This is a genomic window from Arcanobacterium phocae, assembly GCF_900105865.1.
Taxonomy (GTDB): domain Bacteria; phylum Actinomycetota; class Actinomycetes; order Actinomycetales; family Actinomycetaceae; genus Arcanobacterium; species Arcanobacterium phocae.
This window is the reverse complement of the sequence record NZ_LT629804.1, coordinates 338,441-358,020: the sequence shown is the minus strand read 5'-3', so window position 1 is coordinate 358,020 and position 19,580 is coordinate 338,441. Positions and strand designations below refer to the sequence as shown.

Genomic DNA, 19,580 nt, shown 5'->3' with positions numbered 1-19,580 from the left:
CTGTTATGTCGGAAGGTGTAGCTATGGGCGTGGGTAGTCTTTTTTCGGCTCTAAAGGAATTATGGTAATGGAGCGTCCTACTCTTAATAAGAATACGTATAAAGACGTACTGTTTTTCTTTAGTATTTGGATTATCTTTTCTTTTCTTCCTGCTCTTGTCCGTGGGATAGTGGTTTCCAAGGTATATATTTTAGTTGATTTAGCAGCATTCGCTTTATTGGCGATTTACGGATTTTTCATTCCTCATATAAAACATTTTGCGCTTTGGCTTATTTTACTGATTCTTTTGCCAGATATATTTTTTATCTGGATAGCACATAATAGACTACTTGGTGCTCTATGGCTTATTTCTGGAATTTTAGGTGCCGCAGTAGGTACGTCGTTGTTGCCGCCGAAAGAGGATTCTAAGCCTAAGAGGGTTCCGCGTTCGCGTCTGTTGTAGTGTTTTTTGATGTGGTTGTGGGGTCTTCTAGGAGGTCGTTTGCTTTGCTCATCCATGATTGTAGTGCGGGGATTTCGTCGCCGTAAATGGTTGCGTAGATTTCATCGCCGTCGAAAATGATCAGGCTATCTGCGGCAACATTGTTTTTCTGGGCGAGTTCTTCAATATAGCTATCAGGGAAATCGATCCCGCAAAAGAAGGGTCCACTGCCGAGTATGAAATTCTGAGGAGATTCTAGGAGTACTTCTAGTGTTATAGAGTCGATTTCGAGGTAGTCGAAAACAATGTCACGTTCCCCGATAGTTGCTACCGGGACAAGAACCATAATTGCGATCGCGCGGCGAAATAAGCGGAGACGTTTCACGTATTCATAGCGTGCAAAAAGAGTGATTTCGCGTAGTTTCAATGGTTCAATCTCAGGTGTGTCCATCTCAGTTCCTTACATCATACATATGTGCATGTCGATAAAATTAGTTTATTTATCGTGTAGGGCTTTTGCTAGTTTTGGATCTATGCTGGAAGTGTTGTTCTGAAAACTCTAGTGTGACACATTCTGGTAGCAGTTCGGATATGACGAGAAAGCTAGCAAAAATTAACCGTGAGGGTATGAACTTCTCTGGTAAAAGCTGCTGGTCTTTGTTAGGTAATTATTATGAGTGAATTGTTTTTCGTGCGGTTAGATCCGGCGTGGACGAAGCGTGAGTGTGGGTTGTTTGGTTCTGGTTTGGTGTTGGGGGTGGTTGGTGATTCGTTGACTGGTTTTACTCGTCAGTGGGCTGATGTTCAGGGGTGGGGTGTTAAGGCTGGTACTGGGTATGTGGTTGAGGTGTTGCCTGGTGATCGGATTATTATGCCTAAAGGCGAGGTTGCGTTAAATGATGCGGACTTGGCTTTTGCGTGGTCTTTGTTGGATGTGATTATTTGCGAAGACACTAGCTGGGAGGGCTTTGATCAAGCTCAGGCTTGTGGGGTGATTCCGGTAGTGGTCGCGCCCGAGGGTGAGCGGCAGGCTGAACTGTTTAGTAGGCTGGATGATTTAGTTTCGAAAGGCCGTGAAGAAATTAGGGTGCTTTCTCGTCAAGCTCGGAGAGCTGGTCTTGAGGCGGGGGTTGAAAGCTGGTTTTTACAGGCTCAAGATTTAGCGGATATTCGCCTGTATCGAAAGAACGTATTCCATTTTTTCAAGTTCACGTCATGGCATAAGCTGCGTTTGTTGTTGAGTCGGGAAGTGTATCTTGGTGGGGCTTATTCAAATATTCAGCAAGCGATAGAGTTTTTGTCGGATAGGACCGTAGTTAATGTTGAGGTTGATTACAATAAAGATGTTTTGCTACTGAGGGAAGCTGTTGATCTGGAACGGGTTGATCGTTTTATTTGTACTATGCCTGAGCAGTATGTGGCTTTGCGGAATCAGTTAGGAGATGACCCGAGAATTATTAACGCTCCTGTACTTATGCATGGCACTCCTATTGAGCAGTTGCAGTCTCTTGATCTGTCTTCTCTTAGTGTTCCTAGCTTGGGTGAGAAGATTCGTATTGGGGTGTCTGCTCATGCCTATGGGAATGAGTCTGCTTTGGATGGGGCGTTGGATGTGGTAGAGCAGCTCTTGGCTCGGGGGATAGATGCCTCGCTGTGTTTTTATCCTACTTTGGAACAGGCTCAAGCACGGTTGCATAGCAAAGATGATGATTCGTTTGCAATATACTGGAGTTTGCAAGAACGCCTTAAGCAATGTCCGCAACTTAATGAGAGGGTTAGCGAACTCGATGGGAGCTGGCAGAGGTATTGTGAACAAATAGATGTATTCATCAGTATGGCTGCCACTATCTATCCGTATGAGCTCATGGAGGCCGCGGCACAAGGCGTACCAGTTGCTAGCATCTCATGGGACGGGGCAGACCTCATCTACCCGCAGTCAGTCCTTGCTACCAATATTGACGAGTTGGTTGACCTTATTTCAAAGGCCTAATAGTCAGGCAGAAACAGCGGATAGTCGTTGACGGTTTACTCCCCTTGGGCAAACACCGTCGATTCATAACGGTAGATATCGCCGCGATACGTGTGAATACCCCATTCAACAATATCGCCCTTCTCATCGAAAGCTGTACGGTTGATAGTGAGAACTGGCTGACGTACTGGGATAGTCAGGAGCTTAGCCTGACGTCGAGTAGGACGCTCAGCCCCAACCGACTGTGTTGTCGATGCAATAATCGTTCCAGATTGACGAATCAACTCATACAATCCGTGCTGTTCAAGATCAGCAAAACTTGGTGCGAGATCGGCACGCATCCAGTTATAGAGCAAGGCAATAGGTTCCCCGTCGCGATAGCGCAACCGTTCGAGTTCCAACACCGGTGTGCCGAGTGAACAATCGAGTTGCTGAGCCATCCGCGCAGTTGCTGGAATAACGTTATAAGTCAAAATATGGGTGGTTGGATGTTGGCCTTGCCTGCGTAGCTCCTCATTAAGAGAAGAAAGTTTGAGAAGCCGGTGGCGAGGCTTGGGCGCCACAATAGTGCCCTTGCCTCGCCGCCGGATCAGCAGTCCTTGCTCCACCAACGTTTGCATGGCACGCCGGGCGGTTGGCCGGGAGACCTTGAGTCGATGTGCCATCGAAATCTCGTTCTCGATTACCGTACCGGCAGACAATTCGCCGGCAATAATGGCACGCTCGATCGGCTGCGATATTTGCACATGAAGTGGAATATCTGAGGTCCGATTGAGTTCGATCCGAGGTGCGTATGGGTGGAGCATAATGATTGGTTAGGATTCTAGCGCAGCAGCAACAACGGCCTTGGCTTCGTTTTGAACCCGAGCCAAGTGTTCGTCACCGTGGAAAGATTCGGCGTAGACCTTGTAGACGTCCTCAGTACCCGATGGGCGAGCTGCAAACCACGCGTTCTCCGTGGTCACTTTCATTCCGCCAATCTTCGCACCGTTACCCGGTGCTTCAACCAGCCGGGACGTGATCGTTTCGCCAGCAAGCTCGGTAGCAGTCACGTCAGCTGGGGCCAACGCAGCCAACTTCGCTTTTTCGGCTTTCGTTGCGGCCGCATCGATTCGGGCATACGACGACGCACCAAACTCCGCCACCAGCTCACGATGCAACTGCGAGGGGCTCTTCCCTGTCACCGCAGTGATCTCGGCCGCCAACAGATCCATAATCAGACCATCTTTATCGGTGGTCCACACGGTACCGTTCTTCCGCAAGAACGACGCACCGGCAGATTCTTCACCGCCAAACCCAATCTTCCCAGAGATCAACCCGGGCACAAACCACTTGAATCCGACCGGAACTTCGACGAGCTTTCGTCCGATATTGCCCACGACCCGATCGATTAACGACGACGATACCAGCGTCTTACCAACGCCAGCACCTGACGGCCACTGTGGGCGATGCGTGAACAAATAGTTGATAGCAACAGCCAAATAATGGTTCGGGTTCATCAACCCAGCATCCGGGGTGACAATACCGTGACGATCCGAATCAGCATCGTTACCGGTAGCAATATCGAACGGTGAGCGACCGGCGTCGTCCGCCTTCATCCGGTTCAACAACGAAGCCATCGCATACGGAGACGAACAATCCATGCGGATCTTGCCGTCCCAATCGAGAGTCATAAAACGCCACGTTGGATCCACGGTAGGGTTCACAACTGTGAGGTCGAGGCCGTAACGCTCGGCGATTGCACCCCAATATTCGGCTGATGCGCCACCCATCGGGTCGGCGCCGATGCGTACGCCGGCATCCCGGATCGTTTCAAGATCGATAATTGTTTGCAGATCATCCACATAGGCAGATAGATAATCATGGCCGCGCGTCGTATCTGCCTTAGCGGCGACGTCGAACGGAACACGTGGCACATTGCGCCAACCTTCACGCAAAATTTCGTTCGCACGCTGCGCAATTGCCGAGGTAGCATCCGAACCTGCCGGGCCACCGTGCGGTGGGTTGTACTTGAAACCGCCGTCGCGTGGAGGATTGTGGGACGGGGTGACGACGATGCCGTCAGCCAACCCCGGACCGGAGGTGCGGACGCCGTCGAACGTGTCAGCCCCGTTCGCCGTCAAAATTGCGAGGGAAACCGCTGGGGTAGGAGTCCAGGAATGACGAGCGTCAATCCGAACTTCGACGTCGTTCGCCGCTAAAACTTCCAATGCAGTACGCTCTGCTGGTTCCGAGAGTGCGTGAGTATCGCGGCCGATATACAGCGGGCCATCAATGCCGTGAGCATGACGGTATTCCACGATTGCTTGGGTGGTTGCTACGATGTGGGCTTCGTTGAAGGCCCCGTCGAAAGCAGAACCACGGTGACCCGATGTACCAAACACAACCTGCTGGGCTGGGTTTGCTGGATCGGGTTCAATGTCATAGTAGGCGCTGATGAGAGCATCGACGTCGATAAGGTCAGATTGCTGAGCCAGAGTTCCTGCGCGTTCGTTCATGACTCTAGTCTACTAAATGTAATTGCGTTTGGTGGCAATGCGTAACGCAATCCATCCCAGTGGCACGCGACCCCAGAACGTAAACAACCGATACAAAACCGCGGTAGACAATGCAACCGAATACGGGATGCCGGCCAAAACCAAACCACCTGTGAGTGCGGCTTCAACCGGTCCGATACCGCCCGGTGACGGTACCAGCGAGCCAACCGAATTGGAGATGAGATAGGTGACTGCTAACGTCACCAACGGTAACTGGTAGCCGAACGCGCCTAACGCGAAACCGAAACACGCCACGAAGGCTACGGTCATGATGACTGAGCCTAAGAATCCGAACGCTAGCCGGCGCGGATGAGTACCCAACCAGACCAGGCGGGGCCAAATCTGCTCCACGGTCGGTTGAATCTTCGTAAGAATCCAAGCACGCAACGGGCGAATCAAGAACACTGCTGCAATTGCTGCAACAGCCAGCCCAATACTCATCATCACCGAGCTAGACGGCATCGACAGGGCACCGAGTTCGCCAGTAATCAGCGTCAACGCAATCAGCGATATCACCGTGGTAATAAACTGAGCCAACTGCACAACCGTGACTGTTGCAACCGCGGGAGCCGTTCCTACATTCTTCTTTTGCAAGAACCGCAGATTCAGCGCGGCCGGACCAATGCCAGCCGGGGCAACGAGAGTGACGAGGGAAGCCGCCACCTGCACTAAAATGGATTGACCCAGCGGCACATGTTCTTGGGTGTAAGCCTTGAGCGTTATAGCTGCCCCCAGATATGTCAACAATCCAGTGAGGAAGGACAAGATCATCCACATCGGGTTCGCGGCCCGAATCGCTTGCGACAATTCAGTAAAGTTTACCGATGCTGCCAGGAGATAGACTGCGATAACACCGATGGACACCGTGATAATAGTTTTCGGCGAAAAACGCTTGATCTCCACCGGTTCCATCGCACTTGCGTCCGGCAACCGATCTTCTAGTTCTTGCCGAATCTGTTGGAAATCCTTAGCTTTCGGGAAATCCTCGCGGGTGCGTGGCGGCATAATCGTCTTTTGAAGCAGTGGCACGAGTGCCATGATTCGCTCATATCGCACCGAGCGTGTCAAGGACTCCACCGCCCGATCAATTCCCACAATTCCGGCGAGCATCGCTAAGCCTTGAGCCAAATCCACAAGACGAACAGTTTCCGATGCCAGCAATGAGCCATCTTGCCAGTTGGCGATATATAAGCCGTCGTCGTCAACACGCACACAACCAGCGTGGAGATCACCATGTGACATGCCGCGAACGTGTGCTTTTTGGAGGTTATCCCACAAGGAGTCAATCACGTCGTCAGAAATAATGCGACCATCGACGTCGTCCAACAACACTGATTGCGGAACCTGATAGATCAAGCACACTGATGAATCCCCATGGGAATCGCCCACAAATAGCTTATGAGAAATACCGGCCTTCTCTACCGCGAGCTGCATCAACACATGCTGTTGGGCGGCGTCGCCTAATGTGCGAGCTCCTTCGCGATAGGTGATCTTCAGTCGGAACTGACGCCATAAATCCGCTAATGCGCTAACAATAAGCCGGTCTTCATCGAGAACATGTACCTGGTAGGTGGCACCATCAGCATCAGTGACCACATACATTCGGGACACTGAAGCTGGTCGGAATGCTGGGAACGCAGCGCGGACATGGGCAGCCATCGCCGGACCATTCATTTCCGGGGCAGCCACCATAGTGGCGGAACGCTCAAGTTTTTGTGCTGTTTCAGGATCAGGATAATCAGTGACAGCGCCGGACGAACTCCACATCGATGTGATGCGCTGGATAGTTCCGGTATCTTCGTAACCGATTGCCCCATGTGAAGAAACCGACCAGGCGGCAACATCGTCGCTTACGTCGATATCGTGGCGAATGATTTTTACCGGATCGATACCCGCGCGGCGTACTAAATCAACAAACTCCGCTCCGGTGATCCGTCGGGGCAATGCGCCGATAACAAATCGAGATAGCAGCGCTATACCAACCCCAAGAAGCGCCGTTGCTACCGCGCTTGGCAAGGTTTGTTTACCTTGTAGAACCAGTAACAGGGCAACGAAAATTGTTAAAATCCAGCCCCAGCGTACTAAGCGATTCCCACGGAAACCCCCGGCGATCGTCAGTAAGGCTGCGATCACAGCAAGGTAAGGGGTGGGATCGGTAAACATAAGAAGTGGCGATGTAAATGAGGCTGGAATGGTCTTGAGAAAGTGATCCACGATGATGTGTGAAAGCTCAGTAAGCCCCACGGTTGCGATACTTGCCACGAGTGCAGTAACTGCAGTGCGCCAGCGCCGGTGCACAAGCATATCGATAAGTAACGCCAGCGGAATGAAGAACGAAACAAGACCTTCAAGAATATTGATTGGGACAAAGAAAATCTGTTCCAACAAACTCGACGTAGCAGCCCGCACGTCGCTTGTTACGCCCAGCACGGTTAGCCGTCCGTACATAGATAAAACAACAACCCCAGCGATCGCCAAGAACGCGACCAGAGCGCCCACCAAATCAGCTGGTTGACGCATCCAGCGCTGTGGTGCATCAACCAGAAGCACCTTACGTGCAGGATCACGAACCGGTTCAGATGATAAGGGCGTTGCTGTTTTCACCCTTCAATCCTAACGTGTATCGGCGCCCTCGTGTTTGTCAGCGGACTATTGAGCGTTGCGTAACCGTAACGAGTTCGCCACAACAATCACTGACGAGCTTGCCATAGCGATCGCCGCTAATCCAGGAGCAATCACGCCAAACATAGCTAGCGGGATCGCGATCACGTTATAACCAAAGGCCCACGCCAAGTTTTCCTTAATAATACGAAGCGTTTTTTGACCAATCCGCAACATAGTAGGAATAACACCAATACGTGATTGCACGATCGTGACATCGGCGCTTGCCTGGGCAACATCTGTGCCGGATCCCATCGCGATGGAGAGATCTGCGGCAGCCAACGCGGCCGTATCATTTATTCCATCGCCTACCATCGCGACTTTTCGTCCGGTTTGCTGGAGTCGGTGAACAATGGCGAGTTTATCGGCCGGCAACACATTGGCATGAACCTGGGAAATGCCGAGCTCATCGGCGACGGCGTGCGCGCTGGCCTCAGTGTCGCCAGTTATCATGATCGGCTCGATCCCTTGGTCACGAAGCCATGTCAAAGTCTCGCGTGCCTCAGGACGGATCGTGTCAGATAGCAGTGCATATCCGTAAAACTCGGTTGTGCTACCACAAGCAACTAGCGTTCCGGATGCGGGTAGTCCTGGCAATGGAACATTGTTTTGGCTGAGCCATGTGAGGCTACCAGCATACACCGTGGTGTCATTCCAGCGTGCGCTCAAGCCCCGGCCGGCTTCCTCGCGAACGTCGCTGACTGTGGCGAATGGATGATCTTGTTCCTGAGCAGCCCGCACGATTGCGCGTGCTAACGGGTGATGAGAATGCGATTCGATACCGGCAAGAATCGAAAGAACATCGACGTCGCTTGTCTGCACTGCTTCAACGAGCGCCAAATCTCCAGTGGTGAGTGTGCCGGTTTTATCTAACGCTATTGCGTCAAGCGAGTGGGCATTTTCGAGTGCTTCTGGACCAGAAATCAATACTCCGTGTTGAGATAGCCGTCCGGAACCAACCAATAATGCAGTTGGGGTAGCTAGCCCAAGCGCACACGGGCACGCAACAACTAACACCGTGATTGCAGATGCGAGCGCGATGTCGATTGGGTTACCGATCACCGTTAGCCGCACAATGAACGTAGCCAATGCAATGAGGATAACTCCTGGCACAAAAACACTGGCAATTCGATCAGCCAACCGCTGTAATGGAGCTTTTTCCACCTGGGCTTGTTCCAGTAGCCGGCCCATCTGAGCCAACGTGGTATCTGCGCCGATTCGAGTGGCGCGAACCCGCAACGAACCATTCGTTACCAGTGTTGCTCCAATAACGGAATCGCCGTCGGCCACATCAATCGGCGTTGATTCGCCGGTAATAAGTGACGCATCAACTGCACTGGAACCAGCAACAACAACGCCGTCGGTAGGAATCTTTTGCCCGGCATGAACCACAAAAATATCGCCAACCGCCAGATCGGCAGCCGGGATAGTTTGGTCCGTAACCGTGCCGTCACTGCGTTCCACCACATGTGCCGAAGGCGCCCCGGTGGAAAGAAGCAACCGCAACGCATCGCCAGCGCGCCGTCGGGAACGCGATTCCAGCCACCGTCCCAACAACAAGAACGTGACGATCATAGCGGCCGACTCGATATAGATATGGGTGTGTCCATGCGATTCGAGATTGAGCAACCCGCTCATGGACATCGTGTATCCCAGATGCCCGGCGCCACCAAATATCAGCGCCCACAGCGACCAGCCCATCGAGGCTAGAACACCTAACGATACGAGCGTGTTCATTGTGGATGTGCCGTGGCGTGCTCCAACAAACGCAGAGCGGTGGAACGGCCACCCTGCCCAGAAAGCCACCGGAATACCTAAAGCGGTCACTAGCCACTGCCAGCCAGCAAACTGCCACGCCGGGACCATCGATAGGGCAATGATAGGAACACTCAAGATTGCGGACACGATAAACCGGCGTCGTAAATCATCACTGCGAGCCTGTGAATCTGACGTATCAGGAGTCTCGTCCTCGATCACGCTAGCCCCATAGCCGGCCTTTTCAACCACTGCAATGAGATCCGCGTCCGTGAGCTGCGGCGGAAACTCAACATGTGCCCGTTCAGTAGCCAGATTGACGACGGCGGTAACCCCGTCAACCTTGTTGAGCTTTTTCTCCACCCGAGCCGAACACGACGCACATGTCATGCCCGTAATCTTGAGATCAATGTTCACTTTGTTTCGATGCTTTCCACCGTGTAGTTGCCAGCTTCTGCAATAGCAGCCCGAACGTCGTCGTCGGATACCGGATTTTGCGAATCGAAGGTAACAACGGAAACTTCGCTTGGATGGAGATCAACATTAATGTTGGCAACCCCGGCGATTTCGGACAGCTCCTCGGTGACGTGCGCAGCGCAGTGCCCGCAGGTTAAACCGGAAACGTGAAGAGTTGTAGTAGACATAGGAAGTCCTTTCATTTTTAATTAAATTGCCCCGCTACCAATCATGACACAAGTAGCGGGGCAAGAAAAGGGTGGAATTATTCGCTATCCGAAGCCGACGAAATATTGGCCGTCAGATCAGGAGCGTTTATCTCGTGCTGTGCGGCGCCAGGGCCAAATGCGCTGGTCGGAGCAGTAGGTGACAGAACCTTAGCGCTGAGCCATTCCGGCACTTCCTTACCGCTACGCTTGACGATCTCGAGTTCCTTGATCCACTCGGATTCTGGGACCTGATCGGCATACGGAGGCAGAGCTTTAGCGTTGAGCGAAACGGTTCCTTGTCCTTCTTTCACCGCATGCAAGACAATAGTGAAGAATGGGCCTTCGCCAGCGGCAATCCGCAACTTCTTCAGTTGCCGCAGATAGTGCAAAATGGCGGTCGGGATGACTTTCAGACGTGCCCCTTGGTCTTCGCTAAGCTTTGCATTGGCTTCGTAAATGACTTGGTCACCAACGATCTGAACCTGCAAGGACACTTCGGTCCACGATGGCGGAGTTGTTTGGCCGAGCAGGTTAAATGTCTCCTGTACGATTGTATTTTGATCGGTGGCATCAAATGGGTCATTACGAATAGCGGTCGCTGCCGGACGATCGGTAACATCCCAAGAAACCGGGGTAGCTTCCTGCTGGTTCTTGTTTTCCAAGTCTTCTGGTAATGCCAAGGCGTTATAGGTAGCGCCGGCCCACCGCTGGAAATTCACGGCAGAACAGTAAGGCGCATCAGGCAACATAGAAACGATATGGAACTTGATTTCGTCCTCACCGGTTGCAACCGCTCGCATCACACGAACCGGAATGCCAGAAAGCTGGGCGAGTGCCAGCTGAGTGAAAACATGAAGGGAATCGTCATAGGCGATCCGCTTGGCCCACAGTTGGCTTTCGAGCTGTTCGAAGCCGTCTTCGGCTTCCGGCTGGAATGGAGCCACCATGGTGAGGGCTACTGGCTTACCGTCAACTATTTCCACATCGCAAGGAATGTCTCCCCAGTCTCGCTTCACGAGTGCACCTGCATAAGGTGACGGGACGCCAGCAGCAAATGTGCCAGTTTCGGTATCTTCCCAACCAAAAGCAATGCCGTGATAGACCCCGCGCAATTCTGGTTCAGATTCGCCAGGAGTGAAGCGCCAGAGTCGTGTGCCTGCCGTGAGTCGGCACGGATCTAGCAGGAGGAGATCGGTGCGAACTCCGCCGCCTTGTGCAATGCCGGAACCATCGTAGGGAGCAAAATCAATTACACCACCGCGAAATGCTTGTGGGTGGAGTGGGCCGACAGCGTGACGTGCATGGGTGAAAGCATCAGCCGGAATATGAAGAATATCGAGGGGAGCGTCATCTCTAAATGGAGAATCTGGGTAACGCAACTGCAACAAATCGAGGAGTGCACTCACCTCAGTCACGTCAGCAACATCGGCTGCATCAACAGCGAAACCGGCAACCAGATCGTAGCCATACTTGAGAAATGATTCGGCCTGGCTGTCTGAAACAGCTACTAAATATGTAGTGGTCACGTTTACCCCTTTGTTGGAATTCTTCTTCTAAGAATACCGGGAAGGGTAATAAATCGGTAAATCGACAGAGAGACGGGCCGTTATCACTGATTCCGTTTACGAGCTCGCAGACGCATACTCATCCAGACGATCACTGCTATGACGACGAGCCCAGCAACGATCTTTGATGCTAGCCCGACGTATTGCTCCACTAATGCCCAGTTTTCGCCAAGCATAAAACCAGCACCGATGAGCGCGGTATTCCAGATAAGCGAGCCGACCGTTGTGAGCACAATGAACAATGGAATATTCATTTTGATGACGCCCGCAGGAAGCGAAATAAGCGACCGGAAAATAGGTAACATTCTGCCGAAGAAAACAGCAGGGCGTTCATATTTTTCGAAAAACGCCTCGGTTTTATCGACGTCGGACTCTTTCGTTAATGGCAACCAGTTCAGAAATGCCCGCGTGCGCTCGCGACCAAAAAGATAGGCGATGCCGTAGAGAATAAGCGCTCCGACGACGGAACCAATCGTTGACCACACCAGTGCGCTAACGAAAGTTAACGAACCACCCTTTGATGCCGTAAATCCAGCTAACGGTAGAACAACCTCGGAAGGAATCGGTGGGAAGATGTTTTCGATGGCGATAATCAAGGCAACACCAAGGCCACCCAGCTTATCCATTAAGTCCACCGTCCAGGCGGCGATTCCGGTTAAATCTTGAGAATCGCCAGCTTGAGCGATTAATGCGAGAGTCAACATGGGTTCTAGTATGGCATCAGTGCTTGCCCGGAACGAGAACATCAAGAGCTGTGTTCACCACGGAAATGATGATGCCGCCCACGAGTGCCCACGCGAAACCATCGATGATGATTCCTACCCCGAGTTGTCCTGAAATCCAGCTTGTGAGCATCAACATTGCGCCATTGACGACGACGAAGAACAATCCGAGCGTCAAAATATATATCGGCAGGGAGAAGAACTTAACGATTGGGCGCACGAATGAATTGACGATGGCCAAGATTGCGCCGGAAATAATCAGGGCAATAATTGATTGTACTTGGGGGTCAAGATTGGACAGTTGAGCAATTGTGGGCTGGCGCAAGGCAAAGCCACTGAGCAGTATGGTAACTATCCACAACGCCACAGCGTTGCACAAGATTCGCATAAGAAGTTTCATATGGACAGCTTATCAGGTCACTATGACACAAGAAGCGTTGCCATAACCGCAGCTGAAGCAGCGATTTCACCAATTCCGAGTGTTTTCGCGCTCACCCAGCCGTGGCGTGCACCCCACCACGGAACTAGATAGGCGCGGATAGTCAACATGATCCAGATAGCTACATGCCAAGGAGACAGGTGAACGTCGTCGATAAACCAGGCTGCAATCGTAGCCAGCGTACACCAGACTAGGTGCCATCCGACTGATGCGGCTAGCCAATTTTGATGACCACGTTGGCGAATATTTGTTTTCACGTAGAAAACTGTGCCTAAAAAATAGCCAAAAACTAGTGCGGTGTGGAGCCAGACCTGATTCCACGAATCAGTGGGGCCGTCGAGAGAACCGAGCTGATAGGCAACTGGAAGGAGCAGTGACGCTGCTATAACTGTCACTGTATCGTTAAGCATTGACCTATCGGCACGAATTGCTGATTGCCAAAATGTTACTGCAATAAGTGGGAGAAAAATCGGTATCCAGATCAGTAATGCTGGTTTGAGGAACGCTAAAGCAAGGCCAAGAACTGCGCAGATACTACTGTAGGTAAGAACGGGTAGGAGATAGCGTGGTTTACGCCGACTACGAAGCCACAATCCAATAGCGAAGAAATCAAAATATCCCACCCACCATAGGGCCAGTAAAATGATGTGCTGCCAGACGAAACCGCCGGCAATAATACCGAGTATTGGCGGGATAAAGATCATTGCCCAGGCCCCGTGATAATTCGGGACCCAGCGAGTTTTACGTTGTGGTGCCACTAACTAGAACTTCCGTAACTTTTCGCGACTCAATTCAAAACCGTGTCCAGTGAATTCAGACCAGCACGAAATACCAGTTGCCTCGACGCTACAAGCATAACCGTTGTTTGCTAACGTCGTTCCGTACTCGTATTCAGTTTCGGCAACAACTGGTGAGGTGCAGCCACCTACGGGTTCTTCCATCGATGCATCTATCCGGAATGTTGCTGGGCTTCCTTCACATTTTGCTGGTGCCGGCCATAAATACTTATTGATCGTGCAAGAAGCTCCACCCGATTCGATCGAGCAGTGAATGTTGCGCAGTCCGGTTGTGAATCGCCCAGTTGGGATCTGAGCATCACTAGGCGCCGGATGTTGGCGACTTATCCAGTTGGCGTCTTTGACAAGTGAATTTAACTGTGGCGGTGCTTGCGGGTCAACGAGAGCATGTTGAACTGCGAGGAGATGTGGAACGTGTTGCCGGCAGGTGCGGTTGAGCGTAGCTAGACCATTGGTAACGATTTTTTGGGTCTTTTCGTTCCATTTATTGCTCGACGTTGCTGCCAGAACAAAGTCGAAAACGGGGGTTGCATCGGCCATAGGGTCGCTACAGGTGGACGATTGCATTGCTTGCTGCAGAGCGGAGTCGTCTAGAGGAGTATTGGACGGTTCTGCTGGTTCTGCCTCTGTTGATTTTTGACTGACTACTGGCTGTGATGGTGTCTCTGCCAAGTCGCGGCCCCGGCCAATAACAGAAGTGAACAGAATAATAATCGATACGACGACGAGCACCCCGAGGCTTGCAATGAAAAAGTAAACTGGCCCTTTTGATTTTGTTGCCGGTGCAGGAGGCGGTGCGTCAGCTGGATCGAACTGATCAAAGTTGATCGTCATACGTCCCCCTTTATTAGCTACCAGCTATAAAAACTTTCCATGGCACACTCTACCTGATAGACCCGCACTGCGGTATCGTTGATAGCGAAGAATGCCGTATTGCGTCAAAGGAGCCGGAATGATTTTTTCTCCGCATACCCGAACAGTCATCGTACCATTGCTCGGAACCACTTCGGCTATGCTTGTCCAAGAAGCCCGCGAAGCTCAAGATGCTGGGGCAGATGTGGTGGAATGGCGTGTGGATATGTTGTTTGGTGACCACCCGAACTTCTCATTTTCAACGCTCGGTTCAGAGATTATCCCGCAATTGATTGATGCGACGACGGTCCCTATTTTGTTGACGATTCGCACCGAGAAACAGGGTGGCGAGATTAAGGTGAGTGACGGTAGATACCGGTTGTTGCTGGCTGAGATGCTTGACACCTTACTGCAGTTGCAAGTGCCGGCAGAGCGAATTGCGGTTGACATTGAATACTGGCACCGGGCTGCACCGGATTTGGCTCGCCGAGCGCAGGAACTAGGTTTCACAGTGGTGATTTCGGATCACAATTGGCTGACGACCCCAGATTCAGATATTTTGCGCATCATGTTCGAAGATATGCTTGCGATCGAAGGAGTAGTGGCTAAGCTAGCGGTGGCCGCACATAATGACGACGACGTCGATCGGTTGCTTGAGGTTACCCGGAATGTCACTGCGGAAACTGGCCGGATGGTTATTGCGGTTGCGATGGGAGAACCGGGACGACGGGCCCGAATCGAAGGGTGGAAGTACGGTTCGGTAGCAACGTTTGCGGCGGTATCGCGTCCCTCTGCTCCCGGACAGCCACATATTTCTGAGGTCAAACTAGCTTTAACTCACGATGAGTAGTGTGAAACGTGGGTGAGTGGAAAATCCACTCACCCACGTTAATGAAAGTTTATAGTCTTACTTGTTCGGTGTTACCGGTGGCTGAGAAGACCACGGGAATACAATCCACTTATCGGTTGCCTTCCATGAATAATCAGGCTTGATAACGGAACGTGGCTTATCGTAAATGACGGCTGATCGCACGTCCGCCCCAAGCTCGGTGAGCATATCGATTGCCATTTTCAGTGTGCGACCTGAATCTGCAACATCGTCAACGACGAGTAATTTCTTGCCCTTAATGGATTCGGTGTCAAGGAGAGGTTCAAGCAAGACTGGGTCTGGCAATGTTTGCTCAATATCGGTGTAAAATTCGATATTCATTGCATCCGATAATTTTGTGCCTAAGGCGTAGGTTAGTGCACCCGCCGGGAGGAGGCCGCCACGAGCAATGGCGATGATGACTTCTGGGCGAAATCCTGAATCAGCGATATTTTGAGCCAATTCGCGCATTGCATCGCCAAACTGGTCCCAAAGGAGTACTTCTTTTCCGGTCAAATCCGTGGTGTCTGCATGGTATGCCATGAAATGATGTTACCGCCTTAGTGGCTTTTCAAAGAAATAAGTTCAGATAATGAGAGATGTTTCCCGAATTTTGGATGCAGGCGTTAAAAGTGACATAGATTATTCCGATAATATGTGCCGATAGTTTGGGAATTGTTGGGCAAATATGTGTGGTTTAAGGAACAAGCAGACGTATGCCCTTGAATTAAGGTGAGCCTAAGCTGTAGTTTAGCTTAAGTATAAGCGACTGTCGCTTACCTTAGCTCTCAGAACGAGACGAAGATATTCACAATAACGAAAGAGTTTTCTATGAAGATTCGCTCCGCTGTCAAAGCTGGTTTTACCGCAATTATTGCCAGTGCACTACTTCTTTCTGGCTGTTCCTCAGCTTCAGAAGAAAAAGCCGAAAAGTCAGAAAAGCAACTGACAGTATTTGCGACAACCGGTTACATTGCCGATGCTGTCGCTAACATTGCACCAGATGCAAAGGTCATCACTATGGTTGGACCAGGTGGAGACCCACACACCTACCAGCCAACTACCAAGGACATCGAAGAACTCCAAAACGCTGACGTCGTTATCTGGAGCGGTTTGCATCTCGAAGCTCAAATGCTCGACAAGCTCGAATCGCTCGGCGACAAGCAGATCGCCGTCGGAAACACTCTTGATGAGAAGTACCTCTTGCCATGGCCAGAGACCGATGAAGAAGGCAACGAACTGCACGATCCGCACATCTGGAACAACCCAGAGGGTTGGTCACTCGCCGTACAAGCAGCGGCAGATAAGATCGCGGAAATCGATCCAGACAATGCTGATATGTATCAAAAGAACGTGGCCAAGTACCGCGAAGAAATCAAGACCACAGCTGCTGAGGCAAAGAAACTACTTGACAAGGTCGCCGAACCACGCATCCTTATCTCTGGTCACGATGCATTTAACTACTTCGGACAGACCTTCAACCTTGAAGTTCACGCAACCGACTTTGTCTCCTCCGAAGCAAAGCTTTCCACCCAAGAAATCTCTGAGCTAGCTAAGCTTATTGCAGACAAGAAAGTCCCAGTAATCTTCCTTGACAACCTTGCTAACCCACAGGCAATCAAGGCCCTTCAAGAAGCAGTCCACGCTAATGGCTGGGACGTAAAGATTTCTGACGAAGAGCTCTTCGCCGACTCCCTTGGTGCAGAAAAAGGCGTCGATACCTACCTCGGAACGCTGATGCACAACGCCAAGGCTGTTTCCGAAGCTTTGAGCAAGTGACAATCGAAACTCCAGCGCGCACACCGGCATGTTCAACCCAGAACATGTCGGTGTGCTACCGCGTAGACCCAGTCCTATATGGTGTCGATTTCACCGTTCCAGAAGGTATCGTCATGGGTATCGTGGGGCCTAACGGAGCCGGCAAATCTACCCTGATCAAAGCAATGCTCGGGCTTGTTAAGCCGTTAACAGGTACTGCTGAATTTTTTGGTCAACCATTGAACCACGTTCGGGAACGTGTTGGCTACATGCCACAAAGTGTCAGCGTCGATTGGGATTTTCCAACAACGGTGATTGACGTCGTCACTATGGGAACATATGGAAAACTTGGTTGGCTGCGCCGGCCAGGGCGTAAAGAACGAGCACAGGCTACGGCCGCACTAGAACAAACCGGGATCCCCGAATTAGTGGACCGGCAAATTGGTGAACTCTCTGGCGGGCAACGCCAACGGGTATTCCTAGCACGCGCACTCGTTCAACAACCAGATATTTACTTCATGGACGAACCGTTCCAAGGTGTTGACGCGAAAAGCCAACGGGCTATCGTTGACGTCTTGCACCGATTGCGGTCCGAAGGGAAAACAGTAGTTATTGTGCACCACGATTTAGCAACCGTCGCCGACTATTGCGACCACGTCACCTTGCTCAATCGTCAAATAATTGCTAGTGGTCCATGTGAAACAACTCTAACTGACGCCAATATCCGCACTACTTATCAGGTTTCGGACAATGACGAGTGGGAGAACTTCGCGTGAATCTCATTGAGTTCTTTTCCGATCATACTTTCCGGATGGTCTTCTTTGGAACCATGACCATTGGATTTGTGGCCGGAGCGCTAGGATCATTTGCATACTTACGTAAGCAATCAATGATCTCTGATGTTATCTCCCACTCAGCATTGCCGGGCACTCTCGCTGCATTTTTATTTACAGTGGTGATCCTGCAATCCGATGGCAGAAACATGCTTGCGCTTATTATCGGCGCAGTCATTGTGGGAACCTCCGCTGTTCTGTTCACCCACTGGATCGTGCGTAACTCGAAAGTTCACGTCGATTCGGCTATGGCAGTGACACTATCCTTGTTCTTCGGTGCCGGGATGCTCTTGATGCGAATCATTTCCGATGGGGCTTTCCCTGGTAAAGGTGGCATTCAAGACTATCTTTTTGGTAACGCCTCCACAATAACGAAAAGCGACTTCTACACATCCTTAGCAGTGGGCGGAATAGCACTCGCAATCGTGGCAATCTTCTGGAAAGAATTCGCTGCGCGCACCTTCGATCCAATCCACGCGTCCATGATGGGTATCCGCGGTAAAGTTATCGACACTCTCATGTTTGCCGCTATCGTGATTGCTTCCGTTATTGGAGTGCGCGCAGTAGGCCTTGTTGTCATGATTGCGTTTGTGATCACGCCACCGGCCGCCGCCCGTCAATGGACCAGCAGACTTGGTACTATGGTGATGCTTTCAGCACTTATCGGAGCCGCCGGTTCCGGAATCGGAGCCTATCTAGCTGTCACTCTCGGCAAAGTCCCAACCGGGCCAATGATTGTGATCGTACTATTCACGATTTTCGTTATCTCGCTTATTTTCTCTCCACGCCGTTCACTCGTCATGCAGATTATTTCCCGACGGCGAGCCCGCACTAAACTCAAAAACTATCTCCTAGGACGCAACGTATGAGCTTCGTCGTCGGAACAAGCCTACTGGCTATCGTCACTGCCCTAGTATGTGCACTGCCCGGATCATTCATCGTGTTGCGCCGTAGCTCCATGTTGGTCGATGCCATGAGTCACGCAATTCTTCCCGGTATCGTGATGGGATACTATGTAACACACGATTTCGACTCACCGCTACTTATCGTTGGTGCAGCGATCGCCGGCCTGGTGGTGGTTCTGGGAAACGACTGGCTAGTGCGGTCCGGATTCGTTTCTGGAGATGCTCCGCAAGGGCTTATCTTCCCGATGCTTTTCTCGGTTGGCGTGATTCTAATATCGCTCAACTTTGGCAACCTGCATCTAGATACTCACGTTGTACTATCTGGCGACCTCAATCTAGCTGCCTGGCATCAATTGATTATTGGTGGCGTATCGTATGGGCCGAAATATTTATACGTCTTACTCGTTGTGTTGCTGGCAAACGCTATCGCCATATGGTTCATGTATCCACGGCTGAAAATCACCAGTTTTGATCCGGCATTCTCTAGCACGATCGGAATCAGAACCAGAGCCGTCGATACCATTTTCATGTTCCTCGTGGCCGTGACCGTAACCGCTGCATTTAATGCTGCCGGAGCTATCTTGATCGTGGCACTTATGATCGCACCTGCTGCAACCGCTCGACTCTTCAGTAATTCGATGAAACATATGATGATCGGAACAATGATCGTCGCGGTAGGCGGTTCCATTATAGGATTCTGGATTGCCTACGTTCTGCATGCCCCAACTTCAGCCGCTATGGCGGTCTGTTACGGGTTGGCATTCACAATCGTGCTCATTGTTGGCAAAGCGAAAAACTTTGTTCATCAAGCACAGCAGATTGACTAGTATTTC

19 protein-coding genes are annotated in these 19,580 nt (G+C 51.3%); 7 read left to right on the top strand and 12 right to left on the bottom strand.

The genetic code is table 11. The features are described 5' to 3' along the window. Nucleotides 1-67 precede the first annotated feature (67 nt). The gene (locus BLT51_RS01565) at nt 68-442 is read left to right on the top strand and encodes a hypothetical protein (RefSeq protein WP_091279078.1); all 375 of its coding nucleotides are present in this window, start codon (nt 68-70) and stop codon (nt 440-442) included. Here BLT51_RS01565 and BLT51_RS01560 read toward each other — a convergent pair. Beyond that, on the bottom strand, nt 411-872 hold the full coding sequence (locus BLT51_RS01560; protein ID WP_091279076.1) for a hypothetical protein: 462 nt from the start codon (nt 870-872) through the stop codon (nt 411-413). The two genes, BLT51_RS01565 and BLT51_RS01560, sit on opposite strands and share 32 nt — an antisense overlap. A 222-nt stretch (nt 873-1,094) precedes the next feature. Between BLT51_RS01560 and BLT51_RS01555 the strand changes: the two genes are divergently transcribed. Continuing rightward, the gene (locus tag BLT51_RS01555) at nt 1,095-2,411 is read left to right on the top strand and encodes a hypothetical protein (protein ID WP_091279074.1); all 1,317 of its coding nucleotides are present in this window, start codon (nt 1,095-1,097) and stop codon (nt 2,409-2,411) included. A gap of 35 nt (nt 2,412-2,446) precedes the next feature. On the opposite strand, the gene BLT51_RS01550 is transcribed toward BLT51_RS01555, so the two are convergent. The 10 genes from BLT51_RS01550 to BLT51_RS01505 form a co-directional block, all read right to left on the bottom strand. Then, nucleotides 2,447-3,196 carry a GntR family transcriptional regulator gene (locus BLT51_RS01550; RefSeq protein WP_091279073.1) on the bottom strand — a complete coding sequence of 250 codons (750 nt, stop codon included), beginning with the start codon at nt 3,194-3,196 and terminating at the stop codon, nt 2,447-2,449. Between the two features lie 9 nt (nt 3,197-3,205). Then, a complete protein-coding gene (gene pgm, locus BLT51_RS01545; RefSeq protein ID WP_091279071.1) occupies nt 3,206-4,888 on the bottom strand; it encodes a phosphoglucomutase (alpha-D-glucose-1,6-bisphosphate-dependent) in 1,683 nt (560 codons plus the stop codon). 12 nt (nt 4,889-4,900) lie between these two features. After that, nucleotides 4,901-7,531: a lysylphosphatidylglycerol synthase transmembrane domain-containing protein gene (locus tag BLT51_RS01540; RefSeq protein WP_091279068.1), complete on the bottom strand. Its 2,631-nt coding sequence runs from the start codon at nt 7,529-7,531 to the stop codon at nt 4,901-4,903. 45 nt (nt 7,532-7,576) lie between these two features. Continuing rightward, nucleotides 7,577-9,760 (bottom strand): heavy metal translocating P-type ATPase, encoded by a 2,184-nt coding sequence (locus BLT51_RS01535; protein ID WP_091279066.1) that lies wholly within the window; start codon nt 9,758-9,760, stop codon nt 7,577-7,579. Further along, nucleotides 9,757-9,987, bottom strand: coding sequence for a heavy-metal-associated domain-containing protein (locus BLT51_RS01530; RefSeq protein ID WP_091279063.1), 231 nt, complete (start codon nt 9,985-9,987; stop codon nt 9,757-9,759). The genes BLT51_RS01535 and BLT51_RS01530 overlap by 4 nt, the downstream gene beginning before the upstream one ends. 77 nt (nt 9,988-10,064) lie before the next feature. Next, nucleotides 10,065-11,534 (bottom strand): hypothetical protein, encoded by a 1,470-nt coding sequence (locus tag BLT51_RS01525; protein ID WP_091279061.1) that lies wholly within the window; start codon nt 11,532-11,534, stop codon nt 10,065-10,067. Nucleotides 11,535-11,617: 83 nt separating this feature from the next. Continuing rightward, on the bottom strand, nt 11,618-12,277 hold the full coding sequence (locus tag BLT51_RS01520) for a DedA family protein (protein ID WP_091279058.1): 660 nt from the start codon (nt 12,275-12,277) through the stop codon (nt 11,618-11,620). Nucleotides 12,278-12,293: 16 nt separating this feature from the next. Next, nucleotides 12,294-12,695, bottom strand: coding sequence for a phage holin family protein (locus BLT51_RS01515; RefSeq protein ID WP_091279055.1), 402 nt, complete (start codon nt 12,693-12,695; stop codon nt 12,294-12,296). Between the two features lie 20 nt (nt 12,696-12,715). Then, nucleotides 12,716-13,492: a YwiC-like family protein gene (locus BLT51_RS01510; protein WP_091279052.1), complete on the bottom strand. Its 777-nt coding sequence runs from the start codon at nt 13,490-13,492 to the stop codon at nt 12,716-12,718. A 3-nt stretch (nt 13,493-13,495) separates the two neighbouring features. Next, nucleotides 13,496-14,365: a hypothetical protein gene (locus tag BLT51_RS01505; protein WP_091279049.1), complete on the bottom strand. Its 870-nt coding sequence runs from the start codon at nt 14,363-14,365 to the stop codon at nt 13,496-13,498. A 118-nt stretch (nt 14,366-14,483) separates the two neighbouring features. On the opposite strand from BLT51_RS01505, the gene aroD reads away from it, so the two are divergent. Continuing rightward, nucleotides 14,484-15,233 (top strand): type I 3-dehydroquinate dehydratase, encoded by a 750-nt coding sequence (gene aroD, locus BLT51_RS01500; protein WP_157672849.1) that lies wholly within the window; start codon nt 14,484-14,486, stop codon nt 15,231-15,233. 57 nt (nt 15,234-15,290) lie between these two features. On the opposite strand, the gene BLT51_RS01495 is transcribed toward aroD, so the two are convergent. Then, complete coding sequence (locus tag BLT51_RS01495; RefSeq protein ID WP_091279044.1) at nt 15,291-15,794, bottom strand: phosphoribosyltransferase; 504 nt, start codon at nt 15,792-15,794, stop codon at nt 15,291-15,293. A gap of 288 nt (nt 15,795-16,082) precedes the next feature. Between BLT51_RS01495 and BLT51_RS01490 the strand changes: the two genes are divergently transcribed. The 4 genes from BLT51_RS01490 to BLT51_RS01475 are packed head-to-tail and all read left to right on the top strand — an operon-like array spanning nt 16,083 to nt 19,574. Then, on the top strand, nt 16,083-17,030 hold the full coding sequence (locus BLT51_RS01490) for a metal ABC transporter substrate-binding protein (protein ID WP_091279042.1): 948 nt from the start codon (nt 16,083-16,085) through the stop codon (nt 17,028-17,030). Further along, entirely contained in the window at nt 17,027-17,785 is a 759-nt protein-coding gene (locus BLT51_RS01485) for a metal ABC transporter ATP-binding protein (RefSeq protein ID WP_231943960.1), read from the top strand. The genes BLT51_RS01490 and BLT51_RS01485 overlap by 4 nt, the downstream gene beginning before the upstream one ends. Continuing rightward, entirely contained in the window at nt 17,782-18,711 is a 930-nt protein-coding gene (locus BLT51_RS01480; RefSeq protein ID WP_091279040.1) for a metal ABC transporter permease, read from the top strand. Before BLT51_RS01485 ends, BLT51_RS01480 begins: the two co-directional genes overlap by 4 nt. Beyond that, nucleotides 18,708-19,574, top strand: a complete 867-nt coding sequence (locus BLT51_RS01475; RefSeq protein ID WP_091279037.1) for a metal ABC transporter permease — start codon at nt 18,708-18,710, stop codon at nt 19,572-19,574. Before BLT51_RS01480 ends, BLT51_RS01475 begins: the two co-directional genes overlap by 4 nt. Nucleotides 19,575-19,580 lie beyond the last annotated feature (6 nt).